Below are 19,833 nucleotides of genomic sequence, written 5' to 3' on the forward strand. Positions count from 1 at the left end.
CCCGCCTAACGTCCGGATGGGTAAGTTTGCAGTAATGGGCCCTCGTGTGAATTGCTACTCACAAGACTTGATCTTCATTGGAGATTTTGCTGTCGTATCTCAAGGCGCGCATCTTTGCGCGGGTAGCCACGACATCGAAGACGAGAATTTTCAGCTCATAACCCGACCCATAAATATCGGTCCGCGTGCTTGGGTCGCAGCCGAAGCATTTGTAGGGCCGGGAGTCACGGTTGGCGCGTCGGCGGTTTTGGGTGCTCGGGGAGTTGCCTTCAAGGATTTAGATGGATACGGCGTGTATGTCGGCAATCCAGCTAAAAAGATTAAATCCAGAGTGAAAAACATGGAGGAAGAGTCTTGAATTTGCTGTTTTGCTCCATTAACTATGCACCGGAGCTAACCGGGGTGGGAAAGTACACCGCAGAGATGGCCGAGGAATTGGCTGCAAAAGGTCATGCGGTTACTGTAATTACCGCGCCGCCATATTACCCGGAGTGGAAGATCGGCGCAGGCTATAGTAGTTACTTGTATAGGGTTGAGGAGTCAAGGGGGGTGAGGATTATTCGCTGTCCGATATGGATCCCCGTCCGGCCCAAAGGTGTGAGCCGACTTATTTATTTGGCTAGCTTTGCTTTATCCGTTATACCTGCATTCTTATATTGCCTAAAATTTCGGGCTAATATAATTTTTGTGACTGAGCCGCCCCTGATCTGCGCCCCTTGGGTTCTGCTATGGGCAAAAATAACAAGGGCGAGAAGTTGGCTGCACATTCAGGATTACGAAGTTGACGCGGCATTCGATCTCGGAATAATAAAGGGTGCTCGACTAAAAAATCTTATCCTGAAGGGGGAGAGATTCATCCTAGGGAGATTTGATAGAATATCAACAATTTCTTTTAAGATGATTGAACTTGCAGAAAATAAAGGAGTTAGGCGAGAAGTTGTTTATTTTCCTAATTGGGTGGATCTGAGCGCTATAACCCCCCTAAGGCGGCCTAGTGTTTTTCGTGAGAAATTGGGTATTGATCCTGAGGCGATTGTTGCGCTTTATTCGGGAAACATGGGCGCGAAGCAAGGGTTGGAAATTTTGGCCGAAGTTGCTCGCCAAGTGGGATCGGCTATTGGAGTTCCAAAGATATTCTTCGTATTTTGCGGAAATGGTGCCGGTAGGCCTTCGCTGGAGCAAAATTGTCAGAGCCTAGGCAATGTAAGGTTTTTGGATTTGCAACCCGTTGAGCAATTGGGAAGTTTGTTGGGTCTAGCAGATATCCATTTATTGCCACAAAGGGCAGACGCGGCAGATTTAGTTATGCCGTCTAAACTCACGGGTATGTTGGCGAGCGGGCGGCCTGTAATCGCTACTGCGCATGCTGAAACGGAACTCGGCGGGACTATCTTACGCGCGCAGTGTGGGCTTGTTGTGGAACCAGGCAATGCAACAGCATTCTCGGACGCCATAGTAGCAATGGCGCGCGATAAGGAACTGCGTGAGAATTTTGGGAGGAGGGCAAGGGAATACGCAGAACGCAATCTGGGTAAGGACGCTGTGTTGCGTTCCTTGGAGAGCAGTTTGGCGCGTTGCTGTGAATCATAACTTTTGAGTCGTGGGTATATGTATAGAAGAGACTTTGTTCCCGGCGCAGCGACCCTAATTGCGTCCGCCTTAGGCTCCCGCACTATGGCTGAGGCTCAGATCAACCCGCAGCAAAATTCGGGGAAGAATGATGCTACGCCCTTGGACGTGAACGCGATTTCTAAGAAGCTGGAAAATTCCGCTATCGCGCGCGCTCGCACATTTGTGAATGTGAAAGACCCTACGTTCGCCGGAGGCGCTGTTGGTGACGGAAAAGCTGATGACACCGAGGCTATGAATGCCGCTCATTCTTTAGGGGCCGTTGTTTTCTATCCTCCTGGTATCTACAAGTGCAGTAGACTGGAAATTAAATCGGGCGGTATTGTCGGTGCAGGTAGCGGGGTTGCTCCGGGTTCGGGGGCCACTGTACTTCAGCAGTCAGGATCTAGCGGCGATTTTATTGTTGTAACAGGAGAGAATTCGGAAAGCGGGGGTGTTGTTTTCCGAGATTTTATTGTAAGAGGAAACTCAGGTCAGAGCACTGGTGCGTTAATCGCTACTAGACCAAGCGCTGCTAACTCTAACAGATCGCAGATGGCATTTTTGTCTAATGTTCATTTTCGTTTTATGTGGATTGGCGTCGACTTTTCTAATAGCAGTGATTTTTCTATTATTTCGTGCAAATTCTTTTTTTTCCGCTCTAGCGCCGTTCAAGTGTCGAACGACGATAGGGGCGATGTTGGGGATAGTTGCATCATAGGAAGCCATTTTTTCAACGGCCGTGGTAAGTACGTAGGCGTCGGGGTGGCTATCACTCAAAGAAGCTCTGGAGGGCTCAGGATTCTAGGTAATAAGTTCAATGGCGGCCGGAGTGCGTACTGTCTAGACATCGACCGGGTGACAAGTGATCTCTTGATGACGAATAATTCGGTGGAGAACTACGAGTCGGCTGCTGTGGTATTTCGAAACAAGACTAATAGTAGTCAAGCGCCAGTCCGCTTTTCCAACGTTGTTATATCCGGAAATCAGTTCGCGTTGAACGTGTCAGACATTTTCTTTGATGAGATCAGCGACTATAAAAACACTTCCTACTGGGATAATGTTTGTATAAATAATAACGTCTTTTATTGTAACAGGCAGCAGGGAAAGTGGTCGGTTTCTGTGAGCTGTGGAAGGTACTTCAACATAAGTGGGAACGTTTTCAATGGGAATAATCAGGGCGGTGGGGCAATTTGGTTGGAACCGTCGTGCCAGTCAGTAGTTATTAGTTCTAATGCACGCGGGGGACTCCCACTCGGATACATCGGGGGCAATTGGGGCGGATTCGATTTCGTTCGGAAAGTCGTCTCTCACGGAGTAATACGCACTGATGATGCGGCTTTGGACAAAGGCGTAGGGGAGCTTCAGGAACTGACGGGGTATGTGTCGACCAAAATTGCCACTGGCGATTTTCCTGTCGTAACACTTGCATCAGCATCTGAACAGTACGCGATTTCTTGTCATGTCTTTGAGATCAAAAATGACGGGTTCAAATGGAGGTGCCTCCGACGGCGTCCGGACGCAGGGCTAATTTTGCGATGGGAAATTTCGGTAATTTCCTAATTTAATTTAATTTTTAACTGAAGGAAAAATATGCGCAAAGCTTTAATTACAGGTATCACAGGCCAAGATGGTTCGTATTTGGCAGAATTTTTGTTGGAAAAAGGTTATGAAGTTCACGGCATAAAAAGGCGCGCTTCACAATTTAATACACAACGCATCGATCACATCTATGAAGACCCTCACGTGGAGCGTCAGCGGATGAAGCTTCACTATGGCGATCTAAGTGACAGCTCCAACCTGACTCGCATCATTCAACAGATTCAGCCCGATGAGGTCTACAACCTTGGCGCGCAGTCCCATGTGGCGGTTAGCTTCGAGTCGCCGGAATACACTGCAGACGTCGACGCGATGGGGACGCTGCGTCTGCTGGAGGCGATCCGATTCCTTGGACTGGAAAAGAAGACGCGCTTTTACCAAGCTAGCACCTCCGAGCTGTATGGGCTGGTCCAAGAAATCCCGCAAAAGGAGACCACGCCCTTCTATCCGCGCAGCCCCTACGCAGTCGCCAAGCTCTACGCCTACTGGATCACGGTGAACTACCGTGAGGCCTACGGCATGTATGCCTGCAACGGCATCCTGTTCAATCACGAGTCGCCGCGCCGGGGTGAGACGTTCGTCACCCGCAAGATCACGCGCGGCTTGGCCAACATCGCGCAGGGGCTGGAGCAGTGCCTATACATGGGCAACATGGACGCGCTGCGCGACTGGGGCCACGCCAAGGACTACGTTCGCATGCAGTGGATGATGCTGCAGCAGGAGCAGCCCGAAGACTTCGTCATCGCCACCGGCGTCCAGTTTTCGGTGCGCCAGTTCATCCAGTGGTCGGCGGCCGAGCTGGGCGTCACGCTGCGCTTCGAAGGCACGGGCGTGGAAGAAAAGGGCATCGTCGACAAGATCGAGGGCGACGATGCTCCGGCGCTCAAGGTGGGTCAGACCATCGTGGCCGTCGACCCGCGCTACTTCCGCCCCGCCGAGGTCGAGACGCTGCTGGGCGATCCGGCCAAGGCCAAGACCAAGCTCGGCTGGACGCCCGAGATCACCGTTCAGGAGATGTGCGCCGAGATGGTCGCGTCCGATCTGGCCAGCGCCAAGCGCGACGCCATGCTCAAGCGCGAGGGCTACAAGGTGTCCACCTCGGTCGAAAACTGATCTTGTCCGGGGCGTCCGCTTGACGGCCGCCCCGGCGATCAGAAAGAGAAAAGGGCGCAATGCGCCCTTTCTTGCTTTTGGGTGGCCCGAGGCCGCCGTTCAGGCGGTCCGCAGGTTGGCGTGGTTGGTCAAAAAGTCCTGGTACGCCAGCTTGAGGCCATCGCGGAGCGACACCTGTGCACGCCAGCCCAGCTTGCCCAGGCGCGACACATCCATCAGCTTGCGCGGCGTGCCGTCGGGCTTGGTCGGGTCGGTCACGATCTCGCCCGTGTAGCCCACCGTCTCGGCCACCAGCTTGGCCACGTCCAGGATCGAGATGTCGTCGCCGCAGCCCACGTTGATGTGGCTCTGCATGGGCTGGGTGTGCGCGCGGTAGATCTCGGGCGCCAGGTCCATCACGTGCACGGTGGCGGCGGCCATGTCGTCCACATACAGAAACTCGCGCTTGGGCGTGCCCGTGCCCCAGATGGTGACCGTGGGCGTGCCGGCCAGCTTGGCCTCGTGAAAGCGGCGGATCAGCGCGGGCAGCACATGGCTGTTTTCCGGGTGGTAGTTGTCGCCCGGGCCGTACAGGTTGGTGGGCATCACGCTGCGGTAGTCGATGCCGTGGCTGGCGCCGTACTGGCGGTTGTAGCTCTCGGTCAGCTTGATGCCTGCGATCTTGGCGATGGCGTAGGGCTCGTTGGTGGGCTCCAGCGTCCCGGTGAGCAGGGCGTCTTCCGTCATGGGCTGGGGCGCCATGCGGGGGTAGATGCAGCTGCTGCCCAGAAAGACGAGCTTCTTCACGCCGGCGCTGAAGGCCTGATGGATGACGTTGGCCTCCATCATCAGGTTGTCGTAGATGAACTCGGCGGGGTAGGTGTTGTTGGCATGGATGCCGCCCACCTTGGCCGCCGCCAGGTACACGTCGGTGATGCCCTGGGTCTGGAAGAACTCGCGCACGGTCGCCTGGTTGGTCAGGTCCAGCTCGGCGTGGGTGCGGGTGACGATGTCGGTCTCACCGGCCGCCTGAAGGTGACGAACGATGGCGCTACCGACCATGCCACGATGGCCGGCGACGTAGATGCGCTTGGAGGAAGAGGTCATGGTGCTTGCGGATGCGGCGGAGGAGGGGGAGGAAGAGGGCCAGGCGCACAGGGGTGCGAGCCAGCCTAGAAAGGTTCGTGCCCGCTGGAAGCACGGCCTTCGGCGTCGGCTCCGATTCTGCCGGGTTCTTGACACATTCTTGCGGCGCTTGCGCTGTGTCTGAAGCCTTCGTAACAGTTTGGGCTATGGCATCGGCAGGGGACGGATTGTGGTGGTGCCTGTCCGTCCAGAGGGGGGCGATCGCCGAGCTCGCGGATGGTGCTCAGGTGTGCTGCGCCTGAACGCGCGGCCTGTGCCCGCGCGGCCACCTCTCGCTGACCAAAATGCAAGCCGACGGCTCATGCGGTAAGAGCCATCTGCGGGCCGGGCGCGGGTCGCTCCATCATCCTGACCCTTAGGGTTTGGAAAAAGCTAAAGCTATTTTTGCCGCCAGCATCAGCGCGCCGCGACTGAGCGGCATGGGCCAGAAGGTGAGCACACAGCAGGTGATCATTGATACCCCCGTTTCATGGCAAAGCCATGTCCCATCCATCCGACTGGAGGCCGTTGGATAACTGTCGCCAGTCGGTAGCAAGGTGGCCGACGATCACAGGACCTCAGAAGCGGTGGAACTGAAACCGGTGGCTCTGAACACTGGACGCAGCACTCGCGCTAGACAGTGCAATATAGGTCCTATTGACTTTTGCCGCGGTGGGCTTGATATGCATTTTGCTCCGGACTCCACCGCAAGCGCAGTTTCGATAAGCGGGGCTGCGCAGGAAATTGGACTTTGGGGATGAGTTGGATTTGCGGCCATTGCTGGCGGGGATCGGTTTGCAACTGCACTCGCCATTGGCCGTTATATTCATGATGCTCGCGAACTCCGTTTGGCCGCCAGTCTCCGGCAAGCAGTAGGGAATATGCGGTCTGATAACAGGAAACAGGTCGTAGTTCTCCTGATTTGCTGTAGTAAAGCCAGCGTTCGTAAGAGAAGGAGCCGCCACCGCCGGCATACCCTTCCATTTTTTCAAAACCGGCAATCAAAACCCATTTTTTATTGATCTGCTGCCACCTCCATCCGGATGACTTCGGAACTATCACATCGCCCTCACTCGCCCCGGGATCCCCCTCTTTAACCGGACTAACACAAGCTGGAGTCTCGAGGTGCGAGTTGGCGTCACTCGGCGCAAATTCTTGACTCTTCCACAGCGAATCGAGTGAGAACTTCTCCAAGATATAGATTGTCAGAGGTTTTTCGTCGTCGATGCTATTCTTGTTCGGAGTTGATATATGCAGCAGGAATAAATGCCCTGACGTGTCGGGGCGGTACACATCTAGATTTGTCACTAGAGCCCAATTGGATAGATATGGAACTTTGTTGTCTTGTTTTGCATTCAATTCTATTTTATTCGAGCCGGTTCTGATTGGAATTAAGAGTCCGGTCGCATCTTTCCCTTCCAATTGGCTCGCCAGCGCCTCGGATTTGATCTTTTGCTCTATGATTTCTTGATCCAGCTTGCTGTGTTTGATCTTGGCTACAGTACGAAAATCTGGCAGGCCCTCGGCTTCGGCTAAAACATAGCCTAGACGTCTTTGCAAATCCTTGGAGAGCAGCTGTGCTTCCGGTGAGTGTGCATGACGCAGATAGCTTATCGCCGCTTTCATATTGCCGGCTTTATCGAGAACTTGCTTTGCCGCCTTGACTCGGAATTTTTCTACAATTTCGACGGTTTCCGGGGTATCCGGCAAATAAATTTCATTGCCGGGTTCCGTATTATCTTGTAGCGCCTCCGCTAAAGCAGAGGCATAAAAATTCTCCTGAACAATTTCGTTGCGGCGTATCATCAGGTTCAATGCTCTCCAGAAGCTGCTGATGGGGACGCCGTGTTGCGTAAGCAATTGGTAGGCACGCTTCGTAGGCCATGGATTTACGGAAATGATTAGCTCTGCCGCCGCACGTCGGGGGTCCACTTGCCAATGGTCAACCGTTCCAGGCGGCAGTTGTTCTAAATCGCATGCATGGTAGAGGCCCAGAGCTTGCCCCGGATCTTTTGGCACGCCTAGCCCCCGTTGATACAAAGCTGCTAATTCAATGCGTGTCAGGTCGGTAATGGTGCCACGATTCGTAATCGGCAAATCGAGTACGGACTTAAATGCTGCCGCGGCCTCAGCATATTTCTTTTGCACCAATAAACATTTCCCATACTGAAAACTGGCGTAGTCATAAGAACTTGCCCCTTGAATGCGTGCGGAAACTAGATGGGGTATGGCCTGAGCACAAATGCTCTCCGTAAAGTTGATCCCCCTTGTCATGCGATGCGCTTGGCTGAACCGGGCTTGCGCTTCACTTTCGGCGGCGCGTTGCTTCTTTTCCCTTTCTATGCGGCAGATTTCATTGCACTTAGAATCATCCGGAGCGCTGGCGGAGAAAGCCGTGCTCGCTAGACAAAAGAAGATTGAGGTCAAAAGAATATTTTTCATAAGATTTAGTTGTTTAAATTTATTATTTAATGCTCTTGAGATATTGAAAAAGAGATGGCGCGCGCGGTGTACTGTCTGGGTCGATAGAGATTGATCTGGCGTGGCTGGCGCGGAATGAAGAATCTGCGACTACCTTGAATATCTGAGAAATGACCGGCCCTTGAAATCAGGGCACTCTTCGTATTTGCCTTCGGTATCGAAGTAGTAGTCATAGTTGATTTCAGTGGCCGTTCGAAGATCAATCATGACACCGTTTCCGGATTCGATATTGAGGCGTTGTCCATCCTTCAAAAAGCCAGCGCCGAAAATACCACTGCTTAGGCCAAAGGTTCTCACAACCTTGTTTTTTTCCAAATCTACTAACGTCGCCTCACTATCCTGAGGGTGGCTGGCATTGAATTTTTTAGGCTTTCCCCAGACCAAAACTTTAGTTCGGTCGCATTTTATTTGATAGCCATCAATCTTATGGGTATATTTTTTTTGGTATATATAGCTCATTATCTTTGAATAGGATAATTCGTTCCGAAATTTTTGCCCATCGTCTGCTTGGCAGCGGGCGGCTAGAATTATTATGAATAATAAAAATGTTATTTTCTTCATACGGTGTCCATCAATACTCTTGATATGCGTTTGGTAGAGCTGATTCGCATTGGCAAGCCGTTCGAGCCCCCATTGATTGCGCGTGTAATGTTTTCTATAATTTGGTCGTTGACTACAGTTGACGAGATAAGTGTATGGATTGGGCGATATTTGTTGAAAGCTGCGCCGCCAGTCCAATACCAGCCGCCTGCATCAATTGTATTTAAAGGAACAACAGAAATTCGCTGTGGATCATCGAGACGAGGCGGAAAAACTTTAGAGTTGCGTGCCCACCATGTCTTCTTAATGCAGCCGTTATCTAGAATAGGAGTTGATGACGAAGTAATCCATCCCCTATATATCCAGTATTTGGTGTAGTTTTCCCGACCGGTGAGCTGCTTCACACCTCGCCCCCTAAATTTCGGACCGTCTCCGGGTTCGATATTTCCGAGTTTACCTTCCAGATAGAACAGATATTTATCTGTAGCTCTGTTCGGCACATAGAATCCCGTGTCTTCGTCTTGGAAGCTTGGATGACGAGGGTTTGCATTGAAATTCGCAGACCCTTCCACCATCAGTGATAAAGAAGCGGACTCAACGGCTCCTTGGCCGAAAAAGTGCGTGCAGCGGACACCGGAATTGATCAAATATTTTCTTGTAGTTTTATTGATGGAGTTCAAGTATTTTTTTCTGACTAAAGCGGGAGTTTTTCCAATCTTTGCGAGCGTTTTAGAGGCATAAATCTCATCCGGGTAGATTCTTTTTAATTCATTTTCGCTCAGCCACAGGCAATGTCTTAGATGGGAGATGAACTTAGCAGGATGCAAATGCCAATCCGCCTCCTTGTACTCCTGCGGCAGGTCATCGCCACCCAGCGCCTCGCAGTGCGCCGCAAATTCCTCCCAGCCCTGGCCTTCAGACATCCGGAATTCCTCATCCGTCTTCAGCCATTCATAGCGCTGGGTGATCGTCGCCTTGTCCCATTCGGTCGGAAATCGGCAGATCGCGTGTTCAAGCTTGGCGCGGACTTCCGGTACGTTCAGCCGTTTGGCCAGCGCGTCCCGGTCCTTGAGGGTTTCGGATTGCGCGGGGTCGCGGATCAGGCGTTTGAGTTCGATGGAATCGCAGCGCTGGTCCAGCGGGCTGGTGTCGTCGTCAAAGCACTGCCAGCCGCGGAATGCCGGAAAGTCCGCATCGCTGAACTTGTAGGTGCCCGGCGCATTGAGGTCGGCCCACACGTGGCCGCCGTCGGTGGGAATGGGGCGCCAGTGGGCGGCATCGGCGGGCAGGGGGTCGGGCCCCAGGTTGCGGCCAAAGCGCAGCAGCTCGTACCAGCCGCTCGGGCTGCTGCGTGGCTGGTCCGCGGCGCTCAGGTCGTTGTGTCGGCGGTTGGCCTCCTTGTACATGTCGTACTCGAAGTCCTTTTCCACATACGGCTGCCCGATGCGCTGGCCCACCTGCAGGCCGCCGGCCCCGGCGGTGGCGCGGTAGCTGGTGAGCGTGGCATCGCCGCCCTGCGCCGCTGAGCCTGAGGCGCCGTAGCGGATCTCCACCCACTGCGCCTCGTGCAGCGTGTCGGGCACGAAGTGGTCTGTCGCGGCACTGGCGCCGGCGGTCGGCTTTTCATACAGATGCGACTTCGGCGCGCTGGTGCGCACGGGTGTGCCGGCGGGCAGGTAGACGTAGATGCTGCCGAACACGGCATCGGTTCTGCCGTTGTCCTTGGGTGGAGCGCCGGGGTCCGTCCAGCGCATCGGTCGGGCGGGGCCCAGCAGTTGCTGCAGGTTGCGGGCGTCCAGGCAGATCTCGAAGTGCAGCCGTCCTTCCTGGCCGAACAGGCGTCCGGCGGTGCCGATGGCGTCCTTGCGCCAGATGGGTTTGCCCGGCTGCACGGCGGCCTCGATGCGGGCCAGGTGCATGTACACGCTGTAGAAGGTGATCTGCGTCGGGGTGTCGCCTGTGGCGCCGATGTCGGTGGTGTGGCGCACGATCACGAGGCCGATGTCGGTCCACGCGGCGCGCTCGCCGTAGGGGTTGTAGTTGAGCGGGTGCTTCGGATCGTCGCTGTGGGGCGCGCTGTTGCGCCGGTAGATCACGGTGCCGTCGGCAATCGCCCGCACGGGCAGCCGTTGCTTCTGGGCGTCGCACGGCGCGTCCAGGTGCATTCCGTTGTGCCAGGTGAGCTTGCTCACCAGCGGAAAGGAGCCTTGGGGTGCGCCCCGGGTGCCGTGGGAGGCATCGGTGCATTCGGGCATGGCTGCATCGAGGAAGGCGGCTTCGTTGGCTTGCGGCGGCGGCAAAAAGGGCGGGCTGATGAGCATGGTGGGCGGAGACTGGAATGGCGGCTAAGCGGGGACGGAAGGGCGCGACGAAAGGGCGAAAAGAAGGCGCGTGGAGCGCGGCGCTGCGGCGATCGCCGCCGCGTCAGCTGGAGGGGCCGAAGCGGCGCCCCTGTCGCCGCTCGGGCGGGTAGTCGCCCTGCGCAAAGTCCTGGCTCTGCACGGGCCGGCTCATCGGCCCCACCTGCGCATGCAGCGCCGCATGCTCCTGCCAGGTGCCGGCGGTGCCGTGGCGGATGCCCTGGGCGCTCCACTCGGTGTAGCTGCCGCCGCCGATGATCACGACCTTCTTGCGCGCCTGGATGCGGATGCGTCCTTCGACGCTGGTGATGCGCACGTCCTTGTGCGCCAGCAGCACCAGCTCGCCCTGGTGGGCCTGCACCTGGATGGGTCCGCGACTGGCGATCCAGCGCAGGCCGCCTTTGCGCACAAAGGCGCGCACGCCCTGGGCCGCGCTGGCCAGCCAGCGTTGCGCGGTGCTGATCGACAGGTGCTGGCCGGTAGTGACAGCGGTGTGCGTGCCGCTGTGCAGGTGAGCGCTCTCGGGCACGCTGGCCACGATGCCGGCCGGGCTGGCCAGCACCATGTGCGGGGCCTGGAGCGGATCGGGGTTCGGGCGCTCGCCGGTGTCGCCGGCGATCTGGTCGTTCTGCGTGCGTAGGGCTTTCTGCACCTCGTCCTGGTCCTCGCCGGCCTGCTGGGCGCCGTGCACCTGTGCGGCCTCGGCCAGCGCATCGTGCTGCTCATGCGCGCCGCGCAGGCGCTGCACCGTCTCGTCCATGTTGCGCATCGCGCCGAGCGCTTCGGGTCGTCCCTCAGTGGTGATGAGCATCCCGTCCTTGGCGCGCAGCACGCCGTGCCCATCGGTGCGCAGCTCGAAGCCTTCGCCGCGTGCGTCCTTGCGGCCCTGGTGGTCCTCGATGCGCGTGATCGCTCCCAGGCTCAGGCTGGAGTGCTGGTGGTCGCTCTTCAGCTGGGCCTGGATCTGCCCGGCCGTGTCGTCCATCACCAGGTGGTTGCTGCGCCCTGCCGCGCTGTTGCCGCCGCCGTCGGTCAGCTCGCGGCTACGGAAGCCGCTGAGGGCGCTCTGGCTGGGCAGCTTCCATGGCGGCAGGTTCAGTTGGTTGTGCACCCGTCCTGTGCAGATGGGCAGGTCCGGATCGCCGCCGAGGAAGTCCACGACCACCTCCTGCCCGATGCGCGGGAGGTGCACGCCGCCCAGCTGGTTGCCCGCCCACGGGCTGGAGACGCGCACCCAGCAGCTGCTGTGCGGGTTCTCCTGGCCTTGCCGGTCCCAGGGGAACTGCACCTTGATGCGGCCGAGTTCGTCGGTCCACAGCTCCTGGCCCTCGGGGCCGACCACGCGGGCGGTCTGCGGGCCGTGGGTGTGGGGCTTGGTGCGGGTGAGCGTCGGGCGCAGGGGCTCGGTGATCGGATGGGCCAGCAGATCCACCTGCACCCGCCAGCGTTGCTGCGACTGGGGCCGCGCTACCGTCGCCCCCGCGGCCAGCGCCGCCTGGCTGTCCTGCCCCACGTCCTCGATGAGGAGCTCGCTCTCCAGGATCAGGTATTCCGCATTGGCTGCCTCCCTTGGATGGCCCTGCAGCACGAAGCTGAAGCCCGGCACCATGCCGCGCAGGTTGCCGCTGCCCTGTGCGCGTGCCCCGGCAGTGCGCAGCTGCTGCATGCGCAGCCGCGCGATCAAGTCGCCCTCGGCCCACGGGTCATTCGGGCGCGCGGTGCCTGCGCGTGGCTGGGCGTAGTGGCTGCCACCGAGGCTGGCATGCCAGGCGTAGACCTCCGCCTCCGCAAAGCCCGTGGGCCGTGGATCGCTGCGGCTGACCGACAGGTCGGCCCGGGGGCGGGTGTAGTCGTAGTCGCGGCTGCTGTAGCACCCGCTGGTGAGCCTGCTGGCGGGCATGAAGGCATGCAGGTACTCGGCATCGAGCTTCCAGCCGGGCGGGTGGTAGTCGACGACGCGGTAGGCCTCGCTCGGGTTGGGGCTGAAGGCACCCAGATGGTCGGAGAGCACCAGCCGGTGGGCGCCCGCGTCGTGCTCGAAGTGGTAGCTGATGCCCCATTCCTGGCACAGGCGCTCGAAGAAGGTGAAGTCGCTTTCGTTGAACTGGGTCTGGTAGTCGCGCAGGGGGAAGGACTCGGACAGGCGCTTGTCGACCGGGAAGGGGTAGTTCGCCAGCAGGGCGTCGAGGATGTCGACGACGGTGGCGTTCTGGAAGATGCGGCAGTCCGCGTTCAGCGTGGCCAGGTGCAGCCAGGGGCGCAGCACGAGGCGGTAGCGCAGGTGTCGGCCATGCTCGCCCAGCAACTCTGCTTCGGTGATGAGGGCGTTGATCTGGCGGACGCCGGCGCCGAGGTGGTCCACGGCATCGCCGACACCGCCGGGCACGAAGGTGCCGGCACCATCGAGGTCGATCTCGCAATGGATCTCGCGGCCGATCAGCGCGTCCAGGTCGATGTCGGCGCAGGCATCGGCCAGGGCGCCGGGGTCCAGCGCATCGGGGGTCTGCAGGAGCAGCTCATAGGTGAAGAGGGCATTGACGCCCTCGTGGCCCGACAGCCGCACGGGCTGCAGCAGGGGCGTGCCGGCAAAGACCGGCAGTGCGGGCGAATGCACCCGCAGCGTGTGTGACAGCGTGGACATGAAACCTCCCTGGTCTCGCGCCGGCGGCCTTCTGGGGATGAGGCGGCTCGGCTGGGGCGGGAGGTTAGCGGCCTGTCGACCGGTGCAGCGATCGACAGGCCGCTTGCGCCTCACACGATGGGCGTTGGTGTGGATTTGTGCGCGTTTGGCAGGAGCCGGCGTCTCGTCGCCGAAAGGCCGAGCGTGCGCCACGGCCGTTTACGCCAATCCTGACAAAGCGTTAAAGTATGGATATCCATACAGTATTTGTCGCCCGCATCTCCTTTCGCCATGCGCAGATCCACCGTCCTTGTCGATCTCTCCGACGCTCCCGAAGGGGTGTGGCGCGGCGACGAGCTGGGTGAGGCCGGCGCAGCGACCTGCCCGAGCGGACATCCTGGCCTGGATGCCGAGTTGCCCGGCGGCGGCTGGCCGCTCGGGGCGATGACCGAGCTGCTGCAGCCCGACGCCGAGGCGCCTCTGTGGCCTGTGCTGTTGCCGTCACTGGCGCGGGCCGTGGCCGAGCGCGCCCAGCCGGTGGTGCTGATCGGCCCGCCGCACGAGCCTTTCGGCCCCGCGCTGGCGGCCGGTGGCCTGCCTCTGGAGTCCCTGCTGTGGGTGCGGGCCGACGCCGCCCCCGCCCGGCTGTGGGCCTGCGAGCAGGCACTGCGCTGCGCCGAGGTGGCCGCCGTGCTGGCCTGGCTGCCACAGGCGCGGCTGGGCGAGCTGCGCCGGCTGCAGCTCGCCGCTGCCCGGCATGGCGCGCTGCTCTTCGTCTGCCGGCCCGATGCGGTCGCGCCGTCGGCATCGCCCGCGCGCCTTCGCCTGCGGCTGCAGCCCCGGCCCGACGGGCAGCTCGACGTGCACCTGCTCAAGCGCCGTGGGCCGCCGCTGGCGCACCCCCTGCCGATGCCTGGCCGCGGGACGCGCCTTGGTGGCCTGCTCGATGCCACGCGGCCGGCTCGACCCGTCGTGCCCGCATCGACCCGCACCCAGCCCATGGGCGAGGGCGGTGCGACCGTGGTGCGCCTGGATCTGCGCCGCGCCCTGCGCCAGGACCCTGCCCATGCACTGGCTCGCGCTTCAGTGGCTGCCTGAGCCCGCCGCCTCGGGCGGGGCGGCGCCGGACGCCGCCCCGCCCGAGCCGGACGTGGCCTGTCCCACGCCCGAATCGCTCGGCTGGTGGGCCCTGCAGTTCACGCCCCATGTCGCCTGGCTGGACGAGGCACTGATGCTGGAGGTGTCGGCCTGCGAGCGGCTGTGGGGCGGCCGGCGCGCCCTGATGCGGCAGATCGGTGCCAGCGTGCCGCCAGGCCTGAAGGTGCGGCAGGTCACGGGTGCCACCAGCCTGGAGGCGCTGGCCCGGATGCGGCTGTACATCGCCCGGCAGCCCCAGCCGACCCGGCTGCCCGACGACCTGCCGCTCGACACCCTGGGGGCCGCCGCTCCCCACCTGCAGGTGCTCGCCCGCCTGGGCTGCCGCACCTGGGGCGACGTCGCGGCCCTGCCGCGCGGGCCGCTGGTGCGGCGTTTCGGCGCGCCGCTGCGCGAGGCGCTGGACCTGGCCTGGGGCCTGCGTCCCGACGGCCTGCCCTGGCTGCAGGTGCCCGACAGCTTCGAGCAGCGGCTCGAGTTGCCGATGCTGGCCCAGTCCGCGCCCGAGCTGCTGTGGGCAGCCCAGCGCCTGCTGAGCGCCCTGCGCCTGTGGCTGCAGGCACGCCAACGCGGCGTGCTGGCCATCGAGCTGTCGTGGACGCTGGACCTCAAGCGCCTGGACGGTGCCGAATTGCCGCGCTCGCAGCTGATCCAGGTGCGCACGGCCGAGCCCACGCAGGACATGGCCCACCTGCGGCGGCTGCTGGCGGAGCGGCTGGCGCTCACCCAGCTGATCGCGCCCACCGGCTGGCTGCGGCTGCGTTCGCTGGAGACGGCCGACTGGCAGGGCCGCACCCGCAGCCTGCTGCCACCGTCGCTGCCCGGCGGTCATGCCGGCGCCTGGGCGGAGGAGGGGCGCGAGGGCGAGCCCCTGCACCAGCTGCTCGAAAAGCTCAGCGCCCGGCTGGGCGCGCCGCAGGTGCTGGCGGCGCAGCCCGTGCAGGACCATCGGCCCGAAGGCCGCCAGCGTTGGCGGCCGGCGGCGGGTCCGAAGGCCGCCGTTCCGGACAAGACCAGACCAGGCACAGGCCGCCCGGGGCAGCACACCAACGCCCGGCATCCGGCCTCGAACCTGGGCGGCGCCCGGCCTGCTGGCGAACAGGTCTTGGGCGAGCCGGGTTCCGTCCTGCCCGACATCGGCACCGGCCTGCTGCCCGCCTGGCTGCTGCGCGAGCCGCGCCTGCTGCCCGTGCAGGACGGCGAGCCCTGCCATGGGGGCGCTCCGCTGCGGCGTCTGGCCGGTCCGCAGCGGCTGGAGACGGCCTGGTGGGAAGCCGGCCGGCCCGCCGCCCGCGACTACTACATCGCCCAGGACGTGGCCGGCGCGCTGTTCTGGATCTACCGCGAGCGGGCGACGCTCGCCGGCACCGAGGCGCCGGTGCGCTGGTACCTGCAGGGCATCTATGCCTGAACTCTCGCTCAAGGACGAGGAGGCACGGCGCCAGCAACGGCAGGCCGCGCGTGCCCAGGGGCCGGACGTGCCGTCTGCCGCGGGGCAGATGCTGCCGGCCTATGCCGAGCTGCATGCCTTGAGCAACTTCAGCTTCCAGCGCGGCGCCTCCCATCCGTGGGAGTTGGCGGTGCGCGCCTGGCAACTGGGCTACGCGGCGATCGCCATCACCGACGAATGCTCGGTGGCCGGCGTGGTGCGCGCCGTCAGCGGCCTGCGCATGTGGCGCGAAGAGCGCGAGGAGGACGGCCTGCCGCTGCCGCCGCATCCCGAGCCGAAGCTGATCTTCGGCAGCGAATTCGACTTCGGCCGTTTTCGCCTCGTCGTGCTGGCCCACGACCTCGAAGGCTGGGGCCACCTGTGCCAGTACATCAGCGCCGCCCGCATGCGCGAGGACGTCGCCAAGGGCGACTACCGCGCCGAGCTGGCCGATGCCGCGGCGCTGGTGCATTGCGAAATCCTCTGCGTGCCGCGGCGTCGCAGCGGCGAGCCCATCGACGAGGCGGCGCTGCAGGCTGACCTGGCCACGGTGGCGGCGCTGTTCCCGCCGCGCAGTGATGGAGAGCCCGGGCCGCTGTGGCTGGCAGTGGAGCTGTTCCACGAGGCCGACGACGCCCTGTGGCTGCAGGTGCTGCGCCGCGCCGGCGAGGCCACCGGCCTGCCGCTGGTGGCGGCGGGCGACGTGCACATGCACCTGCGCTCGCGCAAGCCGCTGCAGGACGTGCTCACCGCCGTGCGCGAGGGCCGGCCGGTGGCCGACTGCGGCTTCGCGCTGCAGCCCAACGCCGAGCGCCACCTGCGGGCGCGCACGCGGCTGGCGCGGCTGTATCCGGCCGGGCTGCTGGCGCGCACGCTCGTGATCGCGGCTCGCTGCCGCTTCCAGCTCAAGGAACTGAAAGAGCAGTACGTCTACCCACAGGAAGTCATCGGATCGGGCGAGACGCCGGCGCAGACGCTGATCCGCAAGACCTGGGAGGGCGCGCAGACGCGTTATCCCGAGGGCGTGCCCGCCAAGGTCAGCGCGCAGATCGAGAAGGAACTCGACCTCATCCTCGACCTGAAGTACGAGATGTTCTTCCTCACGGTGGAAGACATCGTCGCCTTCGCCCGGCGCCAGGGCATCCTCTGCCAGGGCCGCGGCTCCTCCGCCAACTCGGCCGTCTGCTACTGCCTGGGCATCACCGCCGTGAACCCCGACGACGGCAACCTGCTGTTCGAGCGCTTCATCAGCCGCGAGCGCGCCGAGCCGCCGGACATCGACGTCGACTTCGAGCACGACCGGCGCGAGGAGGTCATCCAGTACATCTACGAGACCTACGGTCGCGAGCGCGCTGCCATCGCCGCCGTGGTCATCAGCTACCGCTCGCGCAGTTCGCTGCGCGACGCCGGCAAGGCGCTGGGCATCGACGAGCGGCTGGTGGATGCCTTCGCCAAAGACCATTACTGGTTCGACGACCCCATGCTCGACGAGCGGCTGGAGGCCGCCATGTCCCGGGCCGGCGTGCGCGAGGACCCGTTCCGCCTGCGGCTGTGGATCGGCCTGGCCAACGAGCTGCGCGGCTTTCCGCGCCACCTCAGCCAGCACGTCGGCGGCTTCGTGCTCACGCAGGGGCCGCTCACCCGGCTGGTGCCGGTCGAAAAGGCCAGCATGGAGGCGCGCTCCATCATCCAGTGGGACAAGGACGACCTCGACGAGATCGGCATGTTCAAGGTGGACGTGCTGGCCCTGGGCATGCTCAGTTGCATCCGCCGTGCGCTGGACATGGTCAACGGCTGGCGCGGCACGGCGCACCAGATGCACCAACTGCCCACCGACGATCCGCGCGTCTACGACATGATCGGCCGCGCCGACACCGTGGGCGTGTTCCAGATCGAGAGCCGGGCGCAGATGTCCATGCTGCCGCGCCTACGCCCGCGCAACTATTACGACCTGGTGATCGAGGTGGCCATCGTGCGGCCGGGGCCGATCCAGGGCGGCATGGTGCATCCCTATCTGAAGAACCGCGCAAAGGTGGAACGCGGCGAGAAGATCGAGTTGCGCTATCCGCAGCTGGAGCCGGCGCTGCAGCGCACGCTGGGCGTGCCCATCTTCCAGGAGCAGGTGATGCAGATCGCCATGATCGCTGCCGGCTTCAGCGCCGGCGAGGCCGATCGCCTGCGCCGTGCCATGGCGGCCTGGCGGCGCACGGGGCACATGGAGCGCTTCTACGACCCACTGGTCAAGGGCATGGTGGCCAACGGCTACGACGAGGACTTCGCCAAGGCCATCTTCCAGCAGATCCAGGGCTTCGGCGAATACGGCTTCCCGGAAAGCCACGCCGCCAGCTTCGCCAAGCTGGTCACCGTCAGCAGCTGGCTCAAGTGCTACGAGCCTGCCTGCTTCCTGGCGGCCATCCTCAATGCGCAGCCCATGGGCTTCTACACGCCCTCTCAGCTGATCCAGGACGCGGTGCGCCATGGCGTGCAGGTGCGGCCGGTGGACGTGACCCGCAGCGACGCCTTCTGCACCCTGGAGCCGGCCGACGGGGCCGGTCCGCCCCCCGCGCCCGCCTGGGCCGAATCCGCGGCCCAGGCGCTGCCGGGCCAGCCGGCCGTGCGACTGGGCCTGCGCCACATCAAGGGCCTGAGCCCGGCGGCGATGACGCGCCTGGTCGAGTCCCGGGCGCGCTCGCCCTTCACCGGCACGGGCGATCTGGCCCGCCGCGCCGGCCTCGGCCCGGCCGAGATGGCCCTGCTGGCCGGCGCCGACGCCCTGCAGGCCCTGGCCGGCCACCGCCGCCAGCAGGTGTGGGAGGCCACGGCCTCGCACCGCGCCGCGGCCCTGCTGCGCGATGCGCCCATCCACGAGGCGCCGCTCGCCCTGCCGGCGGCACAGGAGGGCGAGGAGATCGTCGGCGACTACGCCAGCCTGGGTTTCAGCCTGCGGCGCCATCCGCTGGCGCTGCTGCGGCCCCGGCTGGCGGGCTGGCGCCTGTCGAGCGCCGAGGAACTGCGCGCCATGCCCAGCGGCATGCCGGTGCGCGCCTGCGGCATCGTCACCGTGCGCCAGCGGCCGGGCACGGCCAAGGGCACCGTCTTCGTCACGCTGGAGGACGAGACGGGCGCGGTCAACGTGGTGGTCTGGGCCCGCGTGGCCGAGCAATGGCGCGAGCCGCTGCTCAAGTCGCAGTTGCTGGCCGTGCGCGGCACCTGGCAGCGCGATCAGGACACGGGCGGCAAGGTCTGCCACCTGGTCGCCGAGGGCCTGCGCGACCTCACGCCGCTGCTGGGGCGGCTGGCCCGCGAGAACCGCAGCCGCGATTTCCACTGAGGGCGCCTGGCTGAGCTGGGGGAGAAGTCCGCCGTATCTCCTGCGTCGACCGGCGGTGGGTACTTGGGTCGATGGGCGGCGAGGGCCTGGTGCACTGGCGACGCGTCTCGGCGCACTGGCGGTGGGGCCTCCATGCAGTGGGGATGGGGCGCCGGTGCACTGGCGGTAGGGCTCCGGTGCATTGGCGATAGGGTGAGTAACCCGGCAGAGGACGCCGGCATGCGCGCTCCCGGTGCACGCTCGCGCTGACCGGCTTGCCTCACCCGCTCTCCACCGACGCGCCTTGCGCACTGCACGGCGCCGCGAATGGCACCTCCGCACGCACACCGGCATCCTCTGCCTCGACCATGTGCCTGAACGGCCGGGTTCCGCCACCCTGCCCCAAAAATCCGTTCGTCCTGAGGTTCTATGGTTCTCGTCAAGCGACAGTGGCCGCCAGGCGGGCATCGAACATCGCGTGTTGCTTGAACAGCGAGAAGGCCACGCGCATGAG

Annotated in this window: 13 protein-coding genes; 8 read left to right on the forward strand and 5 right to left on the reverse strand. The window is 62.4% G+C overall.

The window, feature by feature from the left end:
• Positions 1-67 precede the first annotated feature (67 nt).
• From ABIC63_RS19660 to gmd, 4 genes are all read left to right on the forward strand, one after another.
• A complete protein-coding gene (locus ABIC63_RS19660; protein ID WP_354321033.1) occupies positions 68-358 on the forward strand; it encodes an LbetaH domain-containing protein in 291 nt (96 codons plus the stop codon).
• Complete coding sequence (locus ABIC63_RS19665) at positions 355-1,590, forward strand: glycosyltransferase WbuB (RefSeq protein WP_354321034.1); 1,236 nt, start codon at positions 355-357, stop codon at positions 1,588-1,590. The genes ABIC63_RS19660 and ABIC63_RS19665 overlap by 4 nt, the downstream gene beginning before the upstream one ends.
• Positions 1,591-1,674: 84 nt before the next feature.
• Positions 1,675-3,171 (forward strand): glycosyl hydrolase family 28-related protein, encoded by a 1,497-nt coding sequence (locus ABIC63_RS19670; RefSeq protein ID WP_354321035.1) that lies wholly within the window; start codon positions 1,675-1,677, stop codon positions 3,169-3,171.
• 30 nt (positions 3,172-3,201) lie between these two features.
• Positions 3,202-4,320, forward strand: coding sequence for a GDP-mannose 4,6-dehydratase (gene gmd, locus ABIC63_RS19675; protein WP_354321036.1), 1,119 nt, complete (start codon positions 3,202-3,204; stop codon positions 4,318-4,320).
• A 99-nt stretch (positions 4,321-4,419) separates the two neighbouring features.
• On the opposite strand, the gene fcl is transcribed toward gmd, so the two are convergent.
• From fcl to ABIC63_RS19700, 5 genes are all read right to left on the reverse strand, one after another.
• A complete protein-coding gene (fcl, locus tag ABIC63_RS19680; RefSeq protein ID WP_354321037.1) occupies positions 4,420-5,406 on the reverse strand; it encodes a GDP-L-fucose synthase in 987 nt (328 codons plus the stop codon).
• Positions 5,407-6,078: 672 nt separating this feature from the next.
• Positions 6,079-7,866 carry a hypothetical protein gene (locus tag ABIC63_RS19685; protein WP_354321038.1) on the reverse strand — a complete coding sequence of 596 codons (1,788 nt, stop codon included), beginning with the start codon at positions 7,864-7,866 and terminating at the stop codon, positions 6,079-6,081.
• Between the two features lie 129 nt (positions 7,867-7,995).
• A complete protein-coding gene (locus tag ABIC63_RS19690) occupies positions 7,996-8,466 on the reverse strand; it encodes a hypothetical protein (protein WP_354321039.1) in 471 nt (156 codons plus the stop codon).
• Positions 8,463-10,766 carry a hypothetical protein gene (locus ABIC63_RS19695; protein ID WP_354321040.1) on the reverse strand — a complete coding sequence of 768 codons (2,304 nt, stop codon included), beginning with the start codon at positions 10,764-10,766 and terminating at the stop codon, positions 8,463-8,465. The genes ABIC63_RS19690 and ABIC63_RS19695 overlap by 4 nt, the downstream gene beginning before the upstream one ends.
• A 103-nt stretch (positions 10,767-10,869) precedes the next feature.
• The gene (locus tag ABIC63_RS19700; RefSeq protein WP_354321041.1) at positions 10,870-13,446 is read right to left on the reverse strand and encodes a type VI secretion system Vgr family protein; all 2,577 of its coding nucleotides are present in this window, start codon (positions 13,444-13,446) and stop codon (positions 10,870-10,872) included.
• Positions 13,447-13,716: 270 nt separating this feature from the next.
• Between ABIC63_RS19700 and imuA the strand changes: the two genes are divergently transcribed.
• The 4 genes from imuA to ABIC63_RS19720 form a co-directional block, all read left to right on the forward strand.
• Positions 13,717-14,523 carry a translesion DNA synthesis-associated protein ImuA gene (gene imuA, locus ABIC63_RS19705; RefSeq protein ID WP_354321042.1) on the forward strand — a complete coding sequence of 269 codons (807 nt, stop codon included), beginning with the start codon at positions 13,717-13,719 and terminating at the stop codon, positions 14,521-14,523.
• Positions 14,492-15,991 carry a DNA polymerase Y family protein gene (locus tag ABIC63_RS19710; protein WP_354321043.1) on the forward strand — a complete coding sequence of 500 codons (1,500 nt, stop codon included), beginning with the start codon at positions 14,492-14,494 and terminating at the stop codon, positions 15,989-15,991. The genes imuA and ABIC63_RS19710 overlap by 32 nt, the downstream gene beginning before the upstream one ends.
• Complete coding sequence (locus tag ABIC63_RS19715) at positions 15,984-19,340, forward strand: error-prone DNA polymerase (protein WP_502935891.1); 3,357 nt, start codon at positions 15,984-15,986, stop codon at positions 19,338-19,340. The genes ABIC63_RS19710 and ABIC63_RS19715 overlap by 8 nt, the downstream gene beginning before the upstream one ends.
• Positions 19,341-19,623: 283 nt before the next feature.
• A partial coding sequence (locus ABIC63_RS19720) for a hypothetical protein (protein ID WP_354321044.1) occupies positions 19,624-19,833 on the forward strand: 210 nt, incomplete at its 3' end.

Origin of the sequence: Pseudacidovorax sp. 1753 (genome assembly GCF_040544975.1) — a bacterium.
Lineage (GTDB): Bacteria > Pseudomonadota > Gammaproteobacteria > Burkholderiales > Burkholderiaceae_C > Xenophilus.

Coding starts and splice junctions, on each gene's coding strand:
- ABIC63_RS19670 (WP_354321035.1), top strand. CDS start 1,675: ATGGCTGAGGCTCAGATCAACCCGCAGCAAAATTCGGGGAAGAATGAT.
- gmd (WP_354321036.1), top strand. CDS start 3,202: ATGCGCAAAGCTTTAATTACAGGTATCACAGGCCAAGATGGTTCGTAT.
- fcl (WP_354321037.1), bottom strand. CDS start 5,406: ATGACCTCTTCCTCCAAGCGCATCTACGTCGCCGGCCATCGTGGCATG.
- ABIC63_RS19685 (WP_354321038.1), bottom strand. CDS start 7,866: ATGAAAAATATTCTTTTGACCTCAATCTTCTTTTGTCTAGCGAGCACG.
- ABIC63_RS19690 (WP_354321039.1), bottom strand. CDS start 8,466: ATGAAGAAAATAACATTTTTATTATTCATAATAATTCTAGCCGCCCGC.
- ABIC63_RS19695 (WP_354321040.1), bottom strand. CDS start 10,766: ATGCTCATCAGCCCGCCCTTTTTGCCGCCGCCGCAAGCCAACGAAGCC.
- ABIC63_RS19700 (WP_354321041.1), bottom strand. CDS start 13,446: ATGTCCACGCTGTCACACACGCTGCGGGTGCATTCGCCCGCACTGCCG.
- imuA (WP_354321042.1), top strand. CDS start 13,717: ATGCGCAGATCCACCGTCCTTGTCGATCTCTCCGACGCTCCCGAAGGG.
- ABIC63_RS19710 (WP_354321043.1), top strand. CDS start 14,492: ATGCACTGGCTCGCGCTTCAGTGGCTGCCTGAGCCCGCCGCCTCGGGC.
- ABIC63_RS19715 (WP_502935891.1), top strand. CDS start 15,984: ATGCCTGAACTCTCGCTCAAGGACGAGGAGGCACGGCGCCAGCAACGG.